A 17801-nucleotide genomic window follows, 5' to 3' on the forward strand; every position below is an offset into this window, starting at 1 on the left:
TTTCTTGCGTTGTTTCAACAATCCCCGCTTCGGAACGATTTCGCCAGACGGGCGACAATCGGATCGAACGCTTTCGCTCTTGCCTGGTCGTACTCGAGACGAAAGTAAGCGACCGCTTCCTTGCAGACCAGGATCGCACGTTCGTAGTAGACGCGATTGCCCTTCGAGCCCGACCACACCGCCCAGCTGGATTTCTGCCGCTGATAGGCAACCGACCAGCCGTCTGCCTCATCCTGGTCGATGCGCCACTTCACGTCCTTCGCAAAACCACCGTCGCTCGGGTAGCTGCCCCACACGGCGAGCCTGGCGTTCCCATCAACCGATTGCGCGATACCACCGTCGCCATTGCCGGATTCCTCGATGGCAGAGAAATCCGTCGGAACATCGATCCAATAGTTGTAGCGGGCATTTCCGTAGGACTTCCAATCGCCGGCCGATGCCTGGGCGGTCGCAAGTGCAAGAACGACGGCAAGCGCAACGTGTTTCATCGCAACCTCGCAATGGGACCGTGATCGACGCGAAGCAGCATCATGCTGCGCACCGATCCTAATCGCCAAAAGAAAAAGGGGCCCAAAGGCCCCTTTTTGCATCGTTTGATAACCGCTTACTGCGCGGCGGTGACCATTTCGGTCAGCATCGGCTCGGCCACTTCAACGCCGGACGTCTTGCGACGCTCGTCGAGGATGAGCTCGTCGCGATGCGTCGCAATGCGACGGATCTGGCTCATCTGGCCACCGGTACCGGCCGGGATCAGACGGCCGACGATGACGTTTTCCTTCAGGCCCTGCAGCATGTCGGTCTTGCCGGCAACGGCAGCTTCCGTCAGCACGCGGGTCGTCTCCTGGAAGGAGGCGGCCGAGATGAAGGACGGCGTCTGCAGCGAGGCCTTGGTGATGCCGAGCAGCACCGGCTGGCCGGCCGCTGGCTTCTTGCCTTCCTCGATCAAGCGCTCGTTGATCTCGTCCAGCTCGATCACGTCGACATGGTCGCCCGGGATATAGGTCGAGTCGCCCTGTTCGGTGATTTCCACCTTCTGCAGCATCTGACGGACGATCACTTCGATGTGCTTGTCGTTGATCGTCACGCCCTGCAACCGGTAGACTTCCTGGATTTCGTTGACGAGGTAGGAGGCCAGAGCCTCCACGCCCTTGATCGCCAGGATGTCGTGCGGCGCAGGATTGCCGTCGAGGATGTAGTCGCCCTTCTCGATGACGTCGCCATCCTGGAGATGGAACGGCTTGCCCTTCGGGATCAGGTATTCGACCGGCTCCAGCGTCGAGTCATGCGGCTCGATGATGATGCGGCGCTTGTTCTTGTAGTCGCGGCCGAAGCGGACCGTACCATCGATCTCGGCGATGATGGCGTGATCCTTCGGACGGCGAGCCTCGAACAGTTCGGCCACGCGCGGCAGACCGCCGGTGATGTCCTTGGTCTTGGCGCTTTCCATCGGGATACGAGCGAGCACGTCGCCCGGCTTGACCGTCGAACCCGGCTCGACCGAGAGGATTGCCTCGACCGAGAGCAGGAAGCGGGCATCGCCACCCTTCGACAGCTTGCCGACCTTGCCCTTGGCGTCCTGGACGACGATCGCCGGCTTGAGGTCCGAACCACGCGGCGTGGACCGCCAGTCGATGACCTCGCGCTTGGTGATACCGGTCGACTCATCGGCAGTCTCCTGAACGGAAATGCCATCGACCAGATCTTCGAACGCCACGCGACCCTCGATTTCGGTGAGGATCGGACGGGTGTACGGATCCCACTCGGCGATACGCTGGCCGCGCTTCACCTTGTCACCGTCGTCCACGTAGATGCGCGAACCATAGGTGACCCGGTGCGTGGCACGCTCCTTGCCGGTTTCGTCAAGGATCAGGATCGCCATGTTGCGGCCCATCACCACGAGGTTGCCATCGGAGTTGCGGACAACGCTGCGGTTGCGAACAGACACGGTGCCTTCATACGACGCCTCGAGATAGGAGGAGTCAACCACCTGGGCGGTGCCGCCCATGTGGAAGGTACGCATGGTGAGCTGCGTGCCCGGCTCGCCGATCGACTGTGCGGCGATGACGCCGACAGCCTCGCCCTGGTTGACCGGAGTACCGCGGGCAAGATCGCGACCGTAGCAGACCGCGCAGACGCCGATGCGGACTTCACAGGTCAGCGCCGAGCGGATGCGGACCGACTGTACGCCTGCCTTCTCGATCTGCTCGACATCGCGCTCGTCCATCATCGTGCCAGCCTTGACCAGCAGATCGCCGGTGACCGGATGGTTGATGTCGTCGAGTGCCGTACGACCCAGCACGCGCTGGCCGATGGACGCGACGATCTGGCCCGCATCGACGATCGGCTGCATGGTGAGGCCCTTTTCGGTGCCGCAATCCACGGAGTTGACGATGCAGTCCTGCGCCACGTCGACCAGACGACGGGTCAGGTAACCCGAGTTCGCGGTCTTCAGAGCGGTGTCAGCCAGACCCTTGCGGGCGCCGTGCGTGGAGTTGAAGTACTCCAGAACCGTCAGGCCTTCCTTGAAGTTCGAGATGATCGGCGTCTCGATGATTTCACCCGACGGCTTGGCCATCAGGCCGCGCATACCGGCGAGCTGACGCATCTGGGTGGGCGAGCCACGCGCACCCGAATGCGACATCATGTAGATCGAGTTCATCGGCTTCTGACGGCCGCTCGGATCGAACTCGACCGCCTTGATGCGGCCCATCATTTCGTCGGCGACCTTTTCCGAGCACTTGGCCCAGGCGTCGACGACCTTGTTGTACTTCTCGCCCTGGGTGATCAGGCCGTCATTGTACTGCTGCTCGTATTCCTTGGCCAAAGCCTCGGTCTCGGCAACCAGCTTCTCCTTGGTGTCCGGGATCAGCATGTCGTCCTTGCCGAACGAAATACCGGCGCGGCAGGCATGGGCGAAGCCGAGGGCCATGATACGATCGCAGAAGATGACCGTCTCTTTCTGACCGCAATGGCGGTAGACCGTGTCGATCATCTTGGAGATGTTCTTCTTGGTCATCTCCTGGTTGGCGGTCTCGAACGGCACGTTGACGTTCTTCGGCAGCAGTTCGCCGAGGATCATGCGGCCGGGCGTGGTGTCGTAGATCTTCGACACGACATTGCCTTCCGCATCAACGGTCCGGAAGCGGCCCTTGATCTTGGCGTGCAGGGTAACGGCCTTGGTCTCCAGCGCATGCTGCAGTTCGCCCATGTCGGCGAAAGCCATGCCCTCTCCCGGTTCGTTCTGGTTGACGATCGAGAGATAGTAGAGGCCCAGAACCATGTCCTGCGACGGCACGATGATCGGTGCGCCGGAGGCCGGGTGCAGGATGTTGTTGGTCGACATCATCAGCACGCGGGCTTCAAGCTGCGCTTCCAGCGACAGCGGCACGTGGACCGCCATCTGGTCACCGTCGAAGTCGGCGTTGAAGGCCGTGCAGACCAGCGGGTGAAGCTGGATCGCCTTGCCTTCGATCAGGGTGGGCTCGAACGCCTGGATGCCGAGGCGGTGAAGCGTCGGCGCGCGGTTGAGCAGCACCGGATGTTCGCGGATGACCTCGTCGAGGATATCCCAGACTTCCGGACGCTCCTTCTCGACCAGCTTCTTTGCCTGCTTGACGGTCGAGGAGTAACCCTTGGCGTCGAGGCGGGCGTAGATGAAGGGCTTGAACAGCTCCAGCGCCATCTTCTTCGGCAGGCCGCACTGATGCAGCTTCAGCTCCGGACCGGTCACGATGACCGAGCGGCCGGAATAGTCGACGCGCTTGCCGAGCAGGTTCTGGCGGAAGCGACCCTGCTTGCCCTTCAGCATGTCGGACAGCGACTTCAGCGGACGCTTGTTGGCGCCGGTGATGACGCGGCCGCGGCGACCGTTGTCGAACAGTGCGTCGACGGCTTCCTGCAGCATGCGCTTTTCGTTGCGCACGATGATGCCGGGCGCGCGCAGCTCGATGAGGCGCTTCAGACGGTTGTTACGGTTGATAACGCGGCGATAGAGATCGTTCAGGTCGGACGTCGCAAAACGGCCGCCGTCCAGCGGAACCAGCGGGCGCAGGTCCGGCGGGATGACGGGGACGACCTTCATGATCATCCATTCCGGACGATTGCCGGATTCCATGAAGTTCTCGACCACCTTGAGGCGCTTCAAGAGCTTCTTCTGCTTCAGCTCCGACGTCGTGGAAGCGAGTTCCGAACGCAGGTCGCCCGCGATCTTCTCCAGTTCCATGCCGGCGAGAAGGTCATGGATGGCCTCGGCGCCGATCATCGCGGTGAAGGAATCTTCGCCGTACTCGTCGACGGCCAGCATGTACTCCTCCTCGCTGAGAAGCTGATGCTCCTTCAGCGCGGTGAGGCCCGGCTCGGTGACGATGTAGTTCTCGAAGTAGAGGACGCGCTCGATATCCTTCAGCGTCATGTCGAGCAGCGTGCCGATGCGCGACGGAAGCGACTTCAGGAACCAGATGTGAGCGACCGGAGCGGCGAGCTCGATGTGGCCCATGCGCTCGCGGCGAACGCGCGACAGCGTGACTTCCACGCCGCACTTTTCGCAGATGACGCCCTTGTACTTCATGCGCTTGTACTTGCCGCACAGGCATTCGTAGTCCTTGATCGGACCAAAGATGCGCGCGCAGAACAGACCGTCACGCTCGGGCTTGAACGTGCGGTAGTTGATCGTCTCCGGCTTCTTGATCTCACCGAACGACCAGGACAGAATCTTGTCAGGCGACGCCAGCGAGATGCGAATGGAATCGAACACCTGCGCGGGCGCCTGCGGATTGAAGAGATTCATGACCTCTTGGTTCATGCCATTCTCCTTTTCGGGGTCCTCGAAAACCCCTTTGCATGTGACTGCGAGCCACCGCTCGCGAAACCCGGCCTGAGCCGGAAAATCTCATTCTTGGTAGACATCGGGGCGGGCGCGAATATCTCCGCGCCCGCTATATGTCTTACTCGGCCGCGTCCGGCAGGCTCTGCGGACCGTTCTCGACCTTGGTGTTCTCGAGCTCGACGTTGAGGCCCAGCGAGCGCATTTCCTTGACGAGAACGTTGAAGCTCTCGGGAATGCCCGCCTCGAAGGTGTCGTCGCCGCGGACGATCGCTTCGTAGACCTTGGTGCGGCCAGCCACGTCGTCCGACTTCACGGTCAGCATTTCCTGCAGCGTGTAGGCGGCGCCGTAGGCTTCCAGAGCCCAGACCTCCATTTCGCCGAAGCGCTGACCGCCGAACTGCGCCTTGCCGCCCAGCGGCTGCTGGGTAACGAGCGAGTACGGGCCGATCGAACGGGCGTGGATCTTGTCGTCGACCAGGTGGTGAAGCTTGAGCATGTAGATATAGCCCATGGTCACCTTGCGGTCGAACGGCTCACCCGTGCGGCCATCATACAATTGAGACTGGCCGGAAGTGTGCAGGCCAGCCTGCTCCAGCATCTCGTTGATGTTGACCTCGTGCGCACCGTCGAACACCGGGGTCGCGATGGAGACGCCGCGCTTCATCTGCTCGCCGAGGCGAACGATGGACTCGTCGTCATACTCGCGGACCGGCTCGTTGCGGTCGTTGGCCGGGATGATCTGCTCGATCGTCTGGCGCAGCGGCTTGATATCGCCACCGCCCTTATAGGCTTCGATCAGCTCGCCGATCTTCCTGCCCATGCCAGCGCAAGCCCAGCCCAGATGCGTCTCCAGGATCTGGCCGACGTTCATGCGCGAAGGCACGCCTAGCGGATTGAGCACGATATCGGCATGCGTGCCGTCCTCGAGGAACGGCATGTCCTCGACCGGAACGATGCGCGAGACCACGCCCTTGTTGCCGTGACGGCCGGCCATCTTGTCGCCCGGCTGCATCTTGCGCTTCACAGCCACGAAGACCTTGACCATCTTCATGACGCCCGGAGGCATCTCGTCGCCGCGCTGCACCTTCTCGACCTTGTCCATGAAGCGCTGCTCGAGCGCCTTCTTGGAGTCGTCGTACTGGCCGCGCAGGGCTTCCAGCTCGCTCTGGAGCTTCTCGTTCTCCACGGCGAACTGCCACCACTGCGAACGCGGATAGTCGTCCAGCGTTTCCTTGGCCAGCGTCGAGCCCTTCTTGAAGCCCTTCGGTCCGGCGATAGCCTCCTTGCCGATGAGCACATCGGACAGACGTGCGTAGACGTTGCGATCGAGGATCGCCTGTTCGTCGTCGCGGTCCTTAGCCAGACGCTCGATCTCCTCGCGCTCGATCGCCATCGCGCGCTCGTCCTTCTCCACGCCGTGGCGGTTGAAGACGCGCACTTCGACGACGGTGCCGAAGGTTCCGGGCGGCATGCGCATGGAGGTGTCACGGACGTCGGACGCCTTTTCACCGAAGATGGCGCGCAGAAGCTTCTCTTCCGGCGTCATCGGGCTTTCGCCCTTCGGCGTGATCTTACCGACCAGGATGTCGCCCGGCTGCACTTCCGCACCGATGTAGACGATGCCGGCTTCGTCGAGGTTCTTCAGCGCTTCTTCCGAAACGTTCGGAATGTCGCGGGTGATTTCCTCTGGCCCGAGCTTCGTATCGCGCGCCATGACCTCGAACTCCTCGATGTGGATCGAGGTGAAGACGTCGTCGGCGACGATGCGTTCGGACAGGAGGATCGAGTCCTCGTAGTTGTAGCCGTTCCACGGCATGAACGCGACGAGCACGTTGCGGCCGAGCGCCAGATCGCCGAGATCGGTCGAAGGACCGTCAGCGATGATGTCGCCCTTCTCGATGCGGTCGCCCACCTTGACCAGCGGACGCTGGTTGATGCAGGTCGACTGGTTCGAGCGCTGGAACTTCATCAGCCGGTAGATGTCGACGCCGGACTTGCCCGGATCGAGATCTTCGGTGGCGCGGATAACGATACGGGTCGCGTCCACCTGGTCGACGATGCCGGTGCGGCGAGCCGCGATGGCAGCGCCGGAGTCACGAGCAACGATCGGCTCCATGCCGGTACCGACGAACGGAGCCTCGGCGCGCACCAGCGGCACGGCCTGACGCTGCATGTTCGAACCCATCAGCGCGCGGTTGGCGTCGTCGTTCTCGAGGAACGGGATGAGCGCGGCTGCGACGGACACCATCTGCTTCGGCGAGACGTCCATCAGGTCGACGTTTTCGCGCGGCGCCATCATCACTTCGCCAGCGTTACGGCAGATGACGAATTCGTCGACGAAACGGCCTTCCCTGTCGAGCTCGGCGTTGGCCTGGGCAACGTAGTGCTTGGCCTCTTCCATGGCCGACAGATAGACGACCTCGTCGGTCAGCTTGCCGTCAACGATCTTGCGGTACGGGCTCTCGATGAAGCCGTACTTGTTGACGCGGGCAAAGGTGGCCAGCGAGTTGATCAGACCGATGTTCGGGCCTTCCGGCGTTTCGATCGGGCAGATACGGCCGTAATGCGTCGGGTGCACGTCGCGGACTTCGAAGCCGGCGCGCTCGCGGGTCAGACCGCCAGGTCCGAGCGCCGAGAGACGACGCTTGTGCGTGATCTCGGAGAGCGGGTTGGTCTGGTCCATGAACTGCGACAGCTGCGAGGAACCGAAGAACTCGCGCACCGCAGCAGCCGCGGGCTTGGCGTTGATCAGGTCCTGCGGCATGACCGTGTCGATCTCGATCGAGGACATACGTTCCTTGATCGCGCGCTCCATACGGAGCAGACCGACGCGGTACTGGTTCTCCATGAGCTCGCCTACCGAACGCACGCGGCGGTTGCCGAGATTGTCGATGTCGTCGATCTCGCCCTTGCCGTCACGCAGTTCGACCAGCGTCTTGACCACGGCAAGGATGTCATCCTTGCGCAGTACGCGCACGGTGTCCTCGGCGTCGAGTTCCAGACGCATGTTCATCTTGACGCGGCCGACGGCCGACAGGTCGTAGCGCTCGCTGTCGAAGAACAGCGAGTTGAACATGGCCTCGGCGGTCTCGAGCGTCGGCGGCTCACCCGGACGCATGACGCGGTAGATGTCGAACAGTGCGTCCTGGCGGCTCTCATTCTTGTCGGCAGCCAGCGTGTTGCGAATGTAAGCGCCGACATTGACGTGGTCGATGTCGAGAATCTGGATCTCGGTCTCGCCCGTGCCGAGCAGGACCTTGAGGGTCTTTTCATCGATCTCGTCGCCGGCTTCGAGGAAGATCTCACCGGTGGCGTAGTTGACGATGTCCTCGGCGAGGTAGTTGCCGAGGAGATCCTCATCCGTCGCCTTGATCGCCTTCAGGCCCTTCTCGGCCAGCTGGCGTGCCTGGCGGGCGGTGATCTTCTTGCCCTGTTCGACGACGATCTCGCCGGTGTCGGCATCAACCAGATCGTTGACGGCCTTCAGGCCGCGGAAACGGTCGACACTGAACGGGATGCGCCAATGGTCGCCGGTGCGCTTGTAGGTGATCTTGTTGTAGAAGGTCGACAGGATCTCTTCGCTGTCCATGCCGAGCGCCATCAACAGCGACGTCACCGGAATCTTGCGACGACGGTCGATGCGGGCGTGAACGACGTCCTTCGAGTCGAACTCGATGTCGAGCCAAGAACCGCGATAGGGGATGACGCGCGCGGCAAACAAGAGCTTGCCCGACGAGTGCGACTTGCCCTTGTCATGGTCGAAGAAGACGCCCGGCGAGCGGTGCATCTGCGAGACGATGACGCGCTCGGTGCCGTTGACGATGAAGGTGCCGTTCATGGTCATGAGCGGCATGTCGCCCATGTACACGTCCTGCTCCTTGATGTCCTTGATGGACTTCGAGCCGGTATCCTCATCGATATCGAACACGATCAGGCGCAGCGTCACCTTGAGCGGCGCAGCGTAGGTCAGGTCGCGCTGACGGCACTCGTCAACGTCGAACTTCGGCGCTTCGAACTCATACTTGACGAATTCCAGCATCGAAGAGCCGGAAAAGTCGGAAATCGGGAACACCGACTTGAAAACGGCCTGCAGCCTTCGTCCGGACGGCCACCCTTCGGCTCGTCCACCATCAGGAACTGATCATAAGATGCCTTCTGAACCTCGATCAGGTTCGGCATCTCCGCAACTTCCGGGATCTTTCCGAAGAACTTGCGTACGCGTCTGCGGCCATTGAAAGTCTGCGTCTGGGCCATCGTCGCTCCTTGGCTAGCTCTTGGGGCAGGCATTCGCCTCGACCTGCCTTGCAATTCTCGACCGCCTCCGCCTGGCGGTCCCTTCGGGTGCCCTTGCCTTGCGGCTCCGGGCCAGAACGGTTGAAAACCCGTTTCCTGAAAGCCGGATTTCGGCCCTCAGGAAAGAGGTTTCCAGAACGTCCCTTCAGGACCGGTGGACGGCATGTGCCGTCCACCGAAACCCTGAATTACTTCAGCTCGACCTTGGCGCCGGCTGCTTCCAGCTGGGCCTTGATCTTCTCGGCGTCGGCCTTGGCCACGCCTTCCTTGACCGGCTTCGGAGCGGCCTCGACCAGGTCCTTGGCTTCCTTGAGGCCCAGGCCGGTGATGGCGCGCACTTCCTTGATGACTTCGATCTTCTTGTCGCCCGAGGCAGCAAGAATGACGTCGAATTCGGTCTTCTCTTCAACCGGAGCAGCAGCAGCGGCACCGCCGCCAGCAGCAGCAACAGCCACCGGAGCGGCAGCCGAAACGCCCCACTTCTCTTCCAGAAGCTTCGAGAGCTCAGCCGCCTCGAGGACGGTCAGGCTCGAGAGGTCGTCAACGATCTTTGCGAGATCAGCCATTTTGATATTCCTTTATAAGGTTCGAACGTGTTGTTGTGATGAGGAACGGCCTCACGCCGCCTCGTCCTTCCGGGCATAGGCGCCAACGACGCGCGCGACCGAAGCCGCCGGCGCATTGACAATCTGAGCGATCCGGGTTGCCGGGGTGGCGATCATGCCAACCAGCTTGGCGCGCAGCTCGTCGAGCGACGGCAGCGAGGCGAGAGCCTTCACACCGTCGGCGTTGAGCGTGGTCGAACCCATCGCGCCGCCGAGAATGACCAGCTTGTCATTTCCCTTGGCGAAATCGGACGCGACCTTCGGCGCCGCAACCGGATCATCCGAATAGGCGACCAGCGTCTGTCCCTTGAACAGATCGATGATGCTTTCGGATTCCGTGCCCTGAAGAGCGATCTTGGCGAGGCGGTTCTTCGCGACTTTGACGGTGCCGCCGGCCTGACGCATCTTCGTGCGAAGATCGTTCATTTGCGCGACGGTGATACCGGCATAGTGGGCCACGACCACTGAGCCGGCGCCCTTGAAGGCGTCGTTCAGGTCCGTGACGAGTTCGCGTTTTTCCGCTCTGTCCACTGCCTATCTCCAGTAGACCGCTTTTCCCATTTGCGAGAACAGCAGTCGGGTTGCCTTTTGCCGGGCGGGCTATCCAGAAATCCAGATCTCCCGAACGGCGCTCGAGGATCCTGCCCCCTTTCGCCACACCGGACGGGTTTCCCCGGCGCGATGCGCAGACAAAAGGCAAACACGGTTCGAACCTTCCATGGAGCAGAAGCTCCGGTGTCGGGTCCTACCCCGTCTCATGCAGGCCATTCCAATTAAGGTCCGCCCTTTCGGGACTAGGCCGCCTGCAATCTCGGACAGGATGCCGGATCTCTTTCGATTTCCGGCATCCGGTCCCCACTTGCGCAGGGACCGGAATTCTTCAGACAAGCCAGCATTTCAGAAGCCGGCTTGCATCAAACTTGTCAGGCGACCGCCAAGGTCGCGACGTCCAGCTTCAGGCCAGGCCCCATCGTCGAGGTGACCGACACCTTCTTGACGTAGTTGCCCTTGGCGCCAGCAGGCTTGGCCTTGGTGACCGCATCGGTGAAAGCGCGGATGTTCTCTTCCAGCGCCTTGACGTCGAACGAGACCTTGCCAACGCCGGCATGCACGATGCCGGCCTTCTCGACGCGGAACTCGACCGCGCCGCCCTTCGACGCCTTGACCGCAGCGGCAACGTCAGCCGTAACGGTGCCGACCTTCGGGTTCGGCATCATGCCGCGCGGGCCGAGCACCTTACCCAGACGGCCGACCAGCGGCATCATGTCCGGGGTGGCGATGCAGCGATCGAAATCGATCGTGCCCTTCTGGACGATGTCGACCAGTTCCTCGGCACCAACGATGTCGGCGCCAGCAGCCTTGGCCTCTTCAGCCTTGTCGCCACGCGCGAACACGGCGACGCGGACGTTCTTGCCCGTGCCGTTCGGAAGGTTGACCACGCCGCGCACCATCTGGTCAGCGTGACGCGGATCAACGCCGAGGTTCATGGCGATCTCGACGGTCTCGTCGAACTTCACCTTCGAGCGATCCTTGAGGATCTGCAGGGCCTCACCCAGGCCATAGGCCTTGTTCGGGTCGATGCCTTCGCGGGTCTTGGCTACACGCTTTGCAATCTTTGCCATCGTCTCAGCCCACCACTTCCAGGCCCATCGAACGGGCGGAGCCTTCGACCATGCGCATTGCTGCTTCCACGTCGTTGGCGTTCAGGTCCTTCATCTTCTTCTCGGCGATCTCGCGCACCTTGTCGCGGGCGATCGTGCCAGCCTTTACCTTGCCCGGCTCCTTCGAGCCCGACTTCAGGTTGGCGGCCTTCTTCAGGAAGTAGCTCACCGGAGGCGTCTTCATGACGAAGGTGAACGACTTGTCCTGATAGTAGGTGATGACGACCGGAATGGGCGAACCCTTCTCCAATTCCTGCGTCTGCGCGTTGAACGCCTTGCAGAATTCCATGATGTTGATGCCACGCTGACCAAGCGCCGGGCCGATCGGGGGCGACGGAGTCGCAGAACCCGCGGCAACCTGGAGCTTGAGCTGGCCCGCTATTTTCTTAGCCATACTCTTTCCTGCCTTCAGTCATGCCGGCTCCCGAACTTCAGGAAAACACCGGCGGTTGCAGTCTGGTGGTTCGGCTCGTTCGGCCGGCTAAGCCGCCCTCACCTCCCACCGTTCACGGCAGCGCCAACCGCGCCGCCCTTTCGCCCTCCCTCGGGAGAGCGAAAACCGGTCAGCCCTTTTCGACCTGACCGAACTCGAGATCGACCGGCACAGCGCGCCCGAAGATCGAAACTTCCACCTTGAGGCGGGCGCGTTCCTCGTCCACTTCCTGGACGAAACCGTTGAACGACGCGAAAGGCCCGTCCGAAACCCGCACCTGCTCGCCGATCTCGAAGGTGACCGACGGCTTCGGCCGCTCCACACCCTCCTGCACCTGATGCAGGATGCGCTCGGCTTCCTTTTCGGTGATGAACATCGGCTTTGCCGTATGCTTGTCCTCACCGAGGAAACCGGTCACGCGCGGCGTGTTCTTCACCAGCGAAATCACCGCATCGTTCAGGTCAGCCTTCATCAGCACATAGCCCGGGAAGAACTTGCGCTCTGCATCGACCTTCTTGCCGCGACGAACCTCGACCACCTTCTCGGTCGGAACCACGATCTGCTCGATGCGCTCCGACAGGCCCTTCTGCTTGGCCTTGTTTTCGATGTCTTCAGCGACCTTCTTCTCGAAGTTCGAATAAGCGTGAACGATGTACCACCGCGCAGTCATCTATCAATTATCCCCGTCGTGGTGGTCTTACTTGCCGATGCCGAGGATCATCTCGACCGCCAGACCCATGATCTGGTCGGCAGCAAAGAAGAAAATCATGGCAATCGCCGCGAAGGCCAGGACCATGACCGTCGAAATCATCGTCTCCCGCCTGGAAGGCCAGGTGACCTTGGCGGTCTCCGCCCTCACCTGCTGAAGGAAGACGAAAGGATTGGTTGTCTTCGACGCCATGTCCGCTCTGCTTTCAAGACCCGTTGACCGGATCTCCTGGATGATCCCGCCGGCCGGGACGTGCCGCAGAACCGAAGATCAAGCCGAATCAGCAAGCCTTCGATCCATGCAAATCAGACGCGCAAAGCTGGCTTCCCAGCTCCACGCGCCGCGTGTCTGTCGTGTCTACATAAAACCGATTCTTGTTCCACGCAAGTGGCAAGCTTCCGCTTTATGGCCAAACGCCGCATCGGAACCATCCAGTCGTTCCGTCCCGGCTATGGGCGCCCTTATGCCCGAAAAATGCTCATATGGCAAGACTTGCGGCCATTTCAAGGCCAGAGCTTTCAAGGAATTCGGGAAACTGGCAGGGGCAGCAGGGCTCGAACCCGCGACCTGCGGTTTTGGAGACCGCCGCTCTACCAACTGAGCTATACCCCTAAGGTCGCGACGCATCATCTGCGCGGCAGGCGCTTCCTAGAAGCTTCCGTGCCGTCTGTAAAGAGCAGCTTTTGTGCAAATCACACCGCAAGCCGGCTCGATCACAAAAGCCTGCGAAACAGCCCCGGGTACGCCGTGACCAGACCATGCTCGTCGAATGCGACCTCGCGACGGAAGTCGCTATCCAGCGATTCATAAAGATAGAGCCTGCCCTCCTCCAGGCAGGTATAGCGCTGGGGGTCCGGAAAGACCTCGAGCGTCGGCGCGTAGACGTAGGCGGTGCGGATTTCCGCGCTTGCGCCCTTGGCCAGACGAAGCCGCTTCACCGGGAGTGTGTTGGTGAACGGGCTGACCGACAGGTCCGGCTCCAATGCGCCGTCCAGCGCCGGCACAGGCCGGCCGTTCATCGTCCAGTGCCCGGCACCGTCGGCTTCAAGCACCAACTCGTCCTTGCGGCCGACCAAAGCGACTTCCACGCGGCGGGTCAGCCAGTCCGTGCCAATCTCGATCCTGTAGTGGACCGCGAAAGGATGCGGATCAGATGAGATCGCAACCGCATCAACGGAGAGCCCGTCGCGCCCGGCATTCAGCACCAGGTGCTGAGTGCCGCTGCCTTCCCACTCCTGCCATCGCGCAACGATTGTCGTATCCATCGGCCGACCCGTTCCTTTACTGCCGGCCACTATGCCTCAGCCGGCTGGTGGTTTGTAGGGCCCGCCCGGCACGCCCCAGCCCCATTGCGGCATCGGCTCTTCCTCCGGATCGCAGGTCGCGCCCAGATTCGAGTTCATCTTCGCCAGCCGTGTGCCCCATTCGATATAGGCTGCGAAGGCCGAGCGGAATTCCGGATCGTCCGGCAGACCCGCCTCGTCTGCCGAATCCATCAGAAGACTGATCCAGCGGCGGCGCTGCTCCTCGGTCAGATGTTTGTCGAGGTGATGCATCACCATCTCTCGATGTCCGCCATGCTTCTCGGAATAGGTCTTCGGTCCACCGAAGACTTCGCCGATGAAGGCCGCTACGTGAGCGGGATGGTGCGGCGACATGTTCCGGAACACCGGCCCGACCACAGGGTCTTTCGCCACCTTGTCATAGAAGATCGACGTCAGGCGGATGAGCCGGTCGGCTCCGCCGGCCCAATCGTAGAGCGTGGGTACATCCGCGGTCATGCCGTCGTCTCCCTTGCTGACATGAAGGGACACAATGTCCCGAAACGCAGCCCAGGATGCAAGCTGACCGGACGGGCAGATTTGGCCTCAAGCCCGTCGAAGCATTTCCTCCTCGCAAAACAAAAAGGGCGGTCCGAAGACCGCCCTTTCGTCATTCACCCAAACCGCCGATTACTCGACGATGGAAGCGACGATGCCGGCGCCGACGGTACGGCCGCCTTCGCGGATAGCGAAGCGCAGCTTCTCTTCCATGGCGATCGGCACGATAAGCTCGACGTCAACGGTGATGTTGTCGCCAGGCATCACCATCTCGGTGCCGGCAGGCAGCGAGACGATGCCCGTCACGTCCGTCGTGCGGAAGTAGAACTGCGGACGGTAGTTCGTGAAGAACGGCGTATGACGGCCACCCTCTTCCTTCGTCAGGATGTAGGCTTCTGCCTTGAACTTCTTGTGCGGCTTCACCGAACCCGGCTTGGCCAGAACCTGGCCGCGCTCGACGCCTTCACGGTCAACGCCACGCAGCAGCGCGCCGATGTTGTCGCCAGCCTGGCCCTGGTCCAGCAGCTTGCGGAACATCTCGACGCCCGTGCAGGTCGTCTTCGTGGTCGGACGGATGCCGACGATTTCCAGTTCCTCGCCGACCTTCACGATGCCGCGCTCGACGCGACCCGTCACAACCGTGCCGCGGCCCGAGATCGAGAACACGTCTTCGATCGGCATCAGGAACGGCTTGTCGATCGGACGCTCCGGCGTCGGGATGTAGGCGTCAACCTCTTCCATCAGCTTGCGGATCGCAGTCTCGCCGATCTCCTTGTTGGAGTCTTCCAGAGCAGCAAGCGCCGAGCCCTTGATGATCGGAATGTCGTCGCCTGGGAACTCGTACTTCGACAGAAGCTCGCGAACTTCCAGCTCGACCAGCTCGAGAAGCTCGGCGTCGTCGACCTGGTCGACCTTGTTCAGGAACACCACGATCGCAGGAACGCCAACCTGACGCGCAAGCAGGATGTGCTCGCGGGTCTGCGGCATCGGGCCGTCAGCGGCCGAAACAACCAGGATCGCGCCGTCCATCTGAGCGGCACCCGTGATCATGTTCTTCACATAGTCGGCGTGGCCGGGGCAGTCGACGTGCGCATAGTGACGGTTCGGCGTCTCGTACTCGACGTGCGCCGTCGAGATCGTGATGCCGCGCGCCTTCTCTTCAGGAGCCGCGTCGATCTGATCGTAAGGCTTGTATTCGCCAAAGTACTTCGTGATCGCTGCCGTCAGCGACGTCTTGCCATGGTCAACGTGACCAATCGTGCCAATGTTCACATGAGGCTTCGTACGCTCGAATTTACCTTTTGCCATAGTCTCTTTCCTTGGACGGCCTGGACCTACGTTCAGTCGGATGCGCGGCGATTAGCGACAAAGGCCGCAAAACACAAGCCTCTTGTAGCTGGCGTCGAAACCGCACGCATCGACTGCGCGGGATCAGTGCTGTGGATTTGACCGAATGTAGGAATTCAAACCTAGTTCGCAAGGGCACTCCTGCGAGGTGCTCCGTTCACGGCCGGTCCACGATCTCGTGACGGCGCGCGATCATGTCGTGATTGGAAGCCGGCCAAGCACCGGCACATATCCGTCATGCCCGCCGATGGTGCTTCCAGAAACCAGCCACGGGTTTGAAATCAAGGAGTTTTCGTCCATGAACAAGATCGTTCTCACCGCAGCCGCCCTGCTGGTTGCCGCTTCCGGCAGCGCCTTCGCCGCCAACGGAACCTATGTGAAGAAGGCAAACCGCCACGTCGTCGAACAGGTCGATCAGACACCCACGGCTTCGATATCAGCGCCGATTGCGACACCCCGCGTCTCGCCGACCGACCAGGATCCCTTTACCATGCCTGACCCCGGCTACGGCCAGGGTATCTGGGGACAGTAAGCGCTCCCGCAATCGAACAGCAGATCAAGAAAGGGCCGCGCGACTGTCGTCCGCGGCCCTTCCATATTTTAATTTTACGGGTTCGAAGCGTTAGGCCCGTCGACCACTGATCGCGTGATAGCCCCACAGAACCACGACCGCACCGATCACGGCGACGATCAAGCTGTAGATATTGAGCCCGGTGACACCGGTAGCGCCAAAGGCGCTGAAGATCACACCACCGACAATCGCCCCGACGATGCCGAGCACGATATCCATCAGGAAGCCCTGACCACTCTTATTAACGATCTTGCTGCCGATGAAGCCGGCGATGACACCGAGGATAATCCAGCTGATGATTCCCATTGCGCTGCTCCGTTTGCCCCCAGGCGGGCAGAGATTTCCATAGGGCGCGCCAAAGCTCAAGCTCGTCTTGAAATTGTCGTGTAGAGGGGCAATTGTCAGGGTGGGCCGGACTGAGTGGGCCAGGACTGTTCACAATGGAGATCCACGATGGGACTGTTCGACAACGCCGTTCCAGGCGGCAACATCACCAAACCCCTGATGATCGCGCTGGGCGCCCTGCTGGTGGGCAAAATGCTCGGTGGTGGCGGTTCGGCACAGCAGCCTGCGCCTGAACCCGCGGCACCCGACAACGCCGGTGCCGATGGCGGCCTGCTCGGCGGTCTTGGCGGTCTGCTCGACAAGCTGAAGGATGCCGGCCACGGTCAGGTTGCCGATTCCTGGGTTGGCACCGGTCAAAACCAGTCGATCGACGCCGGCACGCTCGGAAAGGCACTTGGCCCACAGGTAATCCGTGAGATCGCTGCTCGGACCGGTCTCGATGAACAGGAGCTGCTGAAACAATTGTCCAATGCTCTGCCGGGGGTTGTCGACAAGCTGACGCCCAACGGTCAGGTGCCTTCGCGCAACCAGCTCGAATCACTGTTTGGCAACTGAGTTTCATACTTTTGCCGAATGAAGACGGGCGCCTCGGCGCCCGTTTTTGTTTGAACGACAGCCCCGCTTGCCGGCTGACGCATTCCGGAGAGACCTGCGGTTTCCGCCGCCGCAAAGGAACTTAATCGATTCCATCACGCATCTGCGCGATCACGTCTCCAATTGTGACGAGACCGACCATTTCCTTGCCCCTTTTGGACAGCCAAAAAGGCGCCATCATCAAGGAGACGGACTTCCATGACCGACCTTCGTTTCAACAATCCCGTTTCGATCTTCATGGGCCTCGGCTTCCCACGTGACGTGGACAATGCGCTCGAAGCCTATGACGTGTTGCTTGAATGGAACGGCACCCGCGACGACGACCATGCTGCGGCAATCGCTTCCTGCCGTGACGCCATCGCCCGCGTGCTACCTGCGGCAAAGGCTCGCGACGCGTTCGAACGTTTTGCGCACAACAAGGGTATCTTGACCGAAGAGGCACTCGACCGCGCCGCGCTCACCGTGGCGCAGGAATGGGGACGGCTCAGCGCCTAGCCTGCGTCGCTCATCAGCTTTTGAATCAACACGCGAAACGCCGCCACTCTCCCAGGGCGGCGTTTTCTTTATGGTCAGCGGCGAGCAAAAAACTCCAACAGCC

At 61.4% G+C, this 17801-nt stretch carries 15 protein-coding genes, 1 tRNA gene and 1 pseudogene; 3 read left to right on the plus strand and 14 right to left on the minus strand.

Features of this window, described 5'->3' with window-relative positions; translation table 11 throughout:
• Positions 1–14: 14 nt before the first annotated feature.
• The 13 genes and pseudogenes from C1M53_RS29890 to tuf form a co-directional block, all read right to left on the minus strand.
• Complete coding sequence (locus C1M53_RS29890) at positions 15–488, minus strand: hypothetical protein (RefSeq protein WP_129415669.1); 474 nt, start codon at positions 486–488, stop codon at positions 15–17.
• Between the two features lie 116 nt (positions 489–604).
• A complete protein-coding gene (gene rpoC, locus C1M53_RS29895; protein WP_129415670.1) occupies positions 605–4801 on the minus strand; it encodes a DNA-directed RNA polymerase subunit beta' in 4197 nt (1398 codons plus the stop codon).
• 142 nt (positions 4802–4943) lie between these two features.
• Positions 4944–9079 (minus strand): annotated as a pseudogene (gene rpoB / locus C1M53_RS29900) (DNA-directed RNA polymerase subunit beta).
• Between the two features lie 227 nt (positions 9080–9306).
• Positions 9307–9684 (minus strand): 50S ribosomal protein L7/L12, encoded by a 378-nt coding sequence (gene rplL, locus C1M53_RS29905; RefSeq protein WP_129415671.1) that lies wholly within the window; start codon positions 9682–9684, stop codon positions 9307–9309.
• A gap of 51 nt (positions 9685–9735) precedes the next feature.
• Positions 9736–10254: a 50S ribosomal protein L10 gene (gene rplJ / locus C1M53_RS29910; protein WP_129415672.1), complete on the minus strand. Its 519-nt coding sequence runs from the start codon at positions 10252–10254 to the stop codon at positions 9736–9738.
• 392 nt (positions 10255–10646) lie between these two features.
• A complete protein-coding gene (gene rplA, locus C1M53_RS29915; protein WP_129415673.1) occupies positions 10647–11345 on the minus strand; it encodes a 50S ribosomal protein L1 in 699 nt (232 codons plus the stop codon).
• A 4-nt stretch (positions 11346–11349) separates the two neighbouring features.
• Positions 11350–11778, minus strand: coding sequence for a 50S ribosomal protein L11 (rplK, locus tag C1M53_RS29920; protein ID WP_101934581.1), 429 nt, complete (start codon positions 11776–11778; stop codon positions 11350–11352).
• A 169-nt stretch (positions 11779–11947) separates the two neighbouring features.
• Positions 11948–12487, minus strand: a complete 540-nt coding sequence (nusG, locus tag C1M53_RS29925; RefSeq protein ID WP_054314106.1) for a transcription termination/antitermination protein NusG — start codon at positions 12485–12487, stop codon at positions 11948–11950.
• Between the two features lie 27 nt (positions 12488–12514).
• Positions 12515–12718: a preprotein translocase subunit SecE gene (secE, locus tag C1M53_RS29930; RefSeq protein WP_054314107.1), complete on the minus strand. Its 204-nt coding sequence runs from the start codon at positions 12716–12718 to the stop codon at positions 12515–12517.
• Positions 12719–13062: 344 nt separating this feature from the next.
• Positions 13063–13138, minus strand: a tRNA-Trp gene (locus C1M53_RS29935).
• Positions 13139–13239: 101 nt separating this feature from the next.
• Entirely contained in the window at positions 13240–13791 is a 552-nt protein-coding gene (locus C1M53_RS29940) for a putative glycolipid-binding domain-containing protein (protein ID WP_129415674.1), read from the minus strand.
• 36 nt (positions 13792–13827) lie between these two features.
• The gene (locus C1M53_RS29945; protein ID WP_129415675.1) at positions 13828–14307 is read right to left on the minus strand and encodes a group II truncated hemoglobin; all 480 of its coding nucleotides are present in this window, start codon (positions 14305–14307) and stop codon (positions 13828–13830) included.
• A 171-nt stretch (positions 14308–14478) separates the two neighbouring features.
• On the minus strand, positions 14479–15654 hold the full coding sequence (gene tuf / locus C1M53_RS29950; RefSeq protein WP_129415661.1) for an elongation factor Tu: 1176 nt from the start codon (positions 15652–15654) through the stop codon (positions 14479–14481).
• Positions 15655–15991: 337 nt separating this feature from the next.
• On the opposite strand from tuf, the gene C1M53_RS29955 reads away from it, so the two are divergent.
• Positions 15992–16225: a DUF680 domain-containing protein gene (locus C1M53_RS29955; RefSeq protein WP_129415676.1), complete on the plus strand. Its 234-nt coding sequence runs from the start codon at positions 15992–15994 to the stop codon at positions 16223–16225.
• Positions 16226–16315: 90 nt separating this feature from the next.
• Here C1M53_RS29955 and C1M53_RS29960 read toward each other — a convergent pair whose 3' ends face one another.
• On the minus strand, positions 16316–16570 hold the full coding sequence (locus C1M53_RS29960) for a GlsB/YeaQ/YmgE family stress response membrane protein (protein ID WP_129415677.1): 255 nt from the start codon (positions 16568–16570) through the stop codon (positions 16316–16318).
• A 147-nt stretch (positions 16571–16717) separates the two neighbouring features.
• Here C1M53_RS29960 and C1M53_RS29965 point away from each other — a divergent pair, with 147 nt between their 5' ends.
• Positions 16718–17164, plus strand: coding sequence for a YidB family protein (locus tag C1M53_RS29965; RefSeq protein ID WP_129415678.1), 447 nt, complete (start codon positions 16718–16720; stop codon positions 17162–17164).
• 237 nt (positions 17165–17401) lie between these two features.
• A complete protein-coding gene (locus C1M53_RS29970) occupies positions 17402–17698 on the plus strand; it encodes a DUF982 domain-containing protein (protein WP_129415679.1) in 297 nt (98 codons plus the stop codon).
• Positions 17699–17801: the final 103 nt, after the last annotated feature.

Source organism: Mesorhizobium sp. Pch-S (assembly GCF_004136315.1).
Taxonomy (GTDB): domain Bacteria; phylum Pseudomonadota; class Alphaproteobacteria; order Rhizobiales; family Rhizobiaceae; genus Mesorhizobium.

Bases quoted from the DNA above. Each gene is read 5' to 3' on its own strand.
- C1M53_RS29955 (WP_129415676.1), top strand. From the start codon at position 15,992: ATGAACAAGATCGTTCTCACCGCAGCCGCCCTGCTGGTTGCCGCTTCC.
- tuf (WP_129415661.1), bottom strand. From the start codon at position 15,654: ATGGCAAAAGGTAAATTCGAGCGTACGAAGCCTCATGTGAACATTGGC.
- nusG (WP_054314106.1), bottom strand. From the start codon at position 12,487: ATGACTGCGCGGTGGTACATCGTTCACGCTTATTCGAACTTCGAGAAG.
- secE (WP_054314107.1), bottom strand. From the start codon at position 12,718: ATGGCGTCGAAGACAACCAATCCTTTCGTCTTCCTTCAGCAGGTGAGG.
- C1M53_RS29940 (WP_129415674.1), bottom strand. From the start codon at position 13,791: ATGGATACGACAATCGTTGCGCGATGGCAGGAGTGGGAAGGCAGCGGC.
- C1M53_RS29970 (WP_129415679.1), top strand. From the start codon at position 17,402: ATGACCGACCTTCGTTTCAACAATCCCGTTTCGATCTTCATGGGCCTC.
- C1M53_RS29890 (WP_129415669.1), bottom strand. From the start codon at position 488: ATGAAACACGTTGCGCTTGCCGTCGTTCTTGCACTTGCGACCGCCCAG.
- rplA (WP_129415673.1), bottom strand. From the start codon at position 11,345: ATGGCAAAGATTGCAAAGCGTGTAGCCAAGACCCGCGAAGGCATCGAC.
- C1M53_RS29965 (WP_129415678.1), top strand. From the start codon at position 16,718: ATGGGACTGTTCGACAACGCCGTTCCAGGCGGCAACATCACCAAACCC.
- rplL (WP_129415671.1), bottom strand. From the start codon at position 9,684: ATGGCTGATCTCGCAAAGATCGTTGACGACCTCTCGAGCCTGACCGTC.
- C1M53_RS29945 (WP_129415675.1), bottom strand. From the start codon at position 14,307: ATGACCGCGGATGTACCCACGCTCTACGATTGGGCCGGCGGAGCCGAC.
- rplK (WP_101934581.1), bottom strand. From the start codon at position 11,778: ATGGCTAAGAAAATAGCGGGCCAGCTCAAGCTCCAGGTTGCCGCGGGT.
- C1M53_RS29960 (WP_129415677.1), bottom strand. From the start codon at position 16,570: ATGGGAATCATCAGCTGGATTATCCTCGGTGTCATCGCCGGCTTCATC.
- rpoC (WP_129415670.1), bottom strand. From the start codon at position 4,801: ATGAACCAAGAGGTCATGAATCTCTTCAATCCGCAGGCGCCCGCGCAG.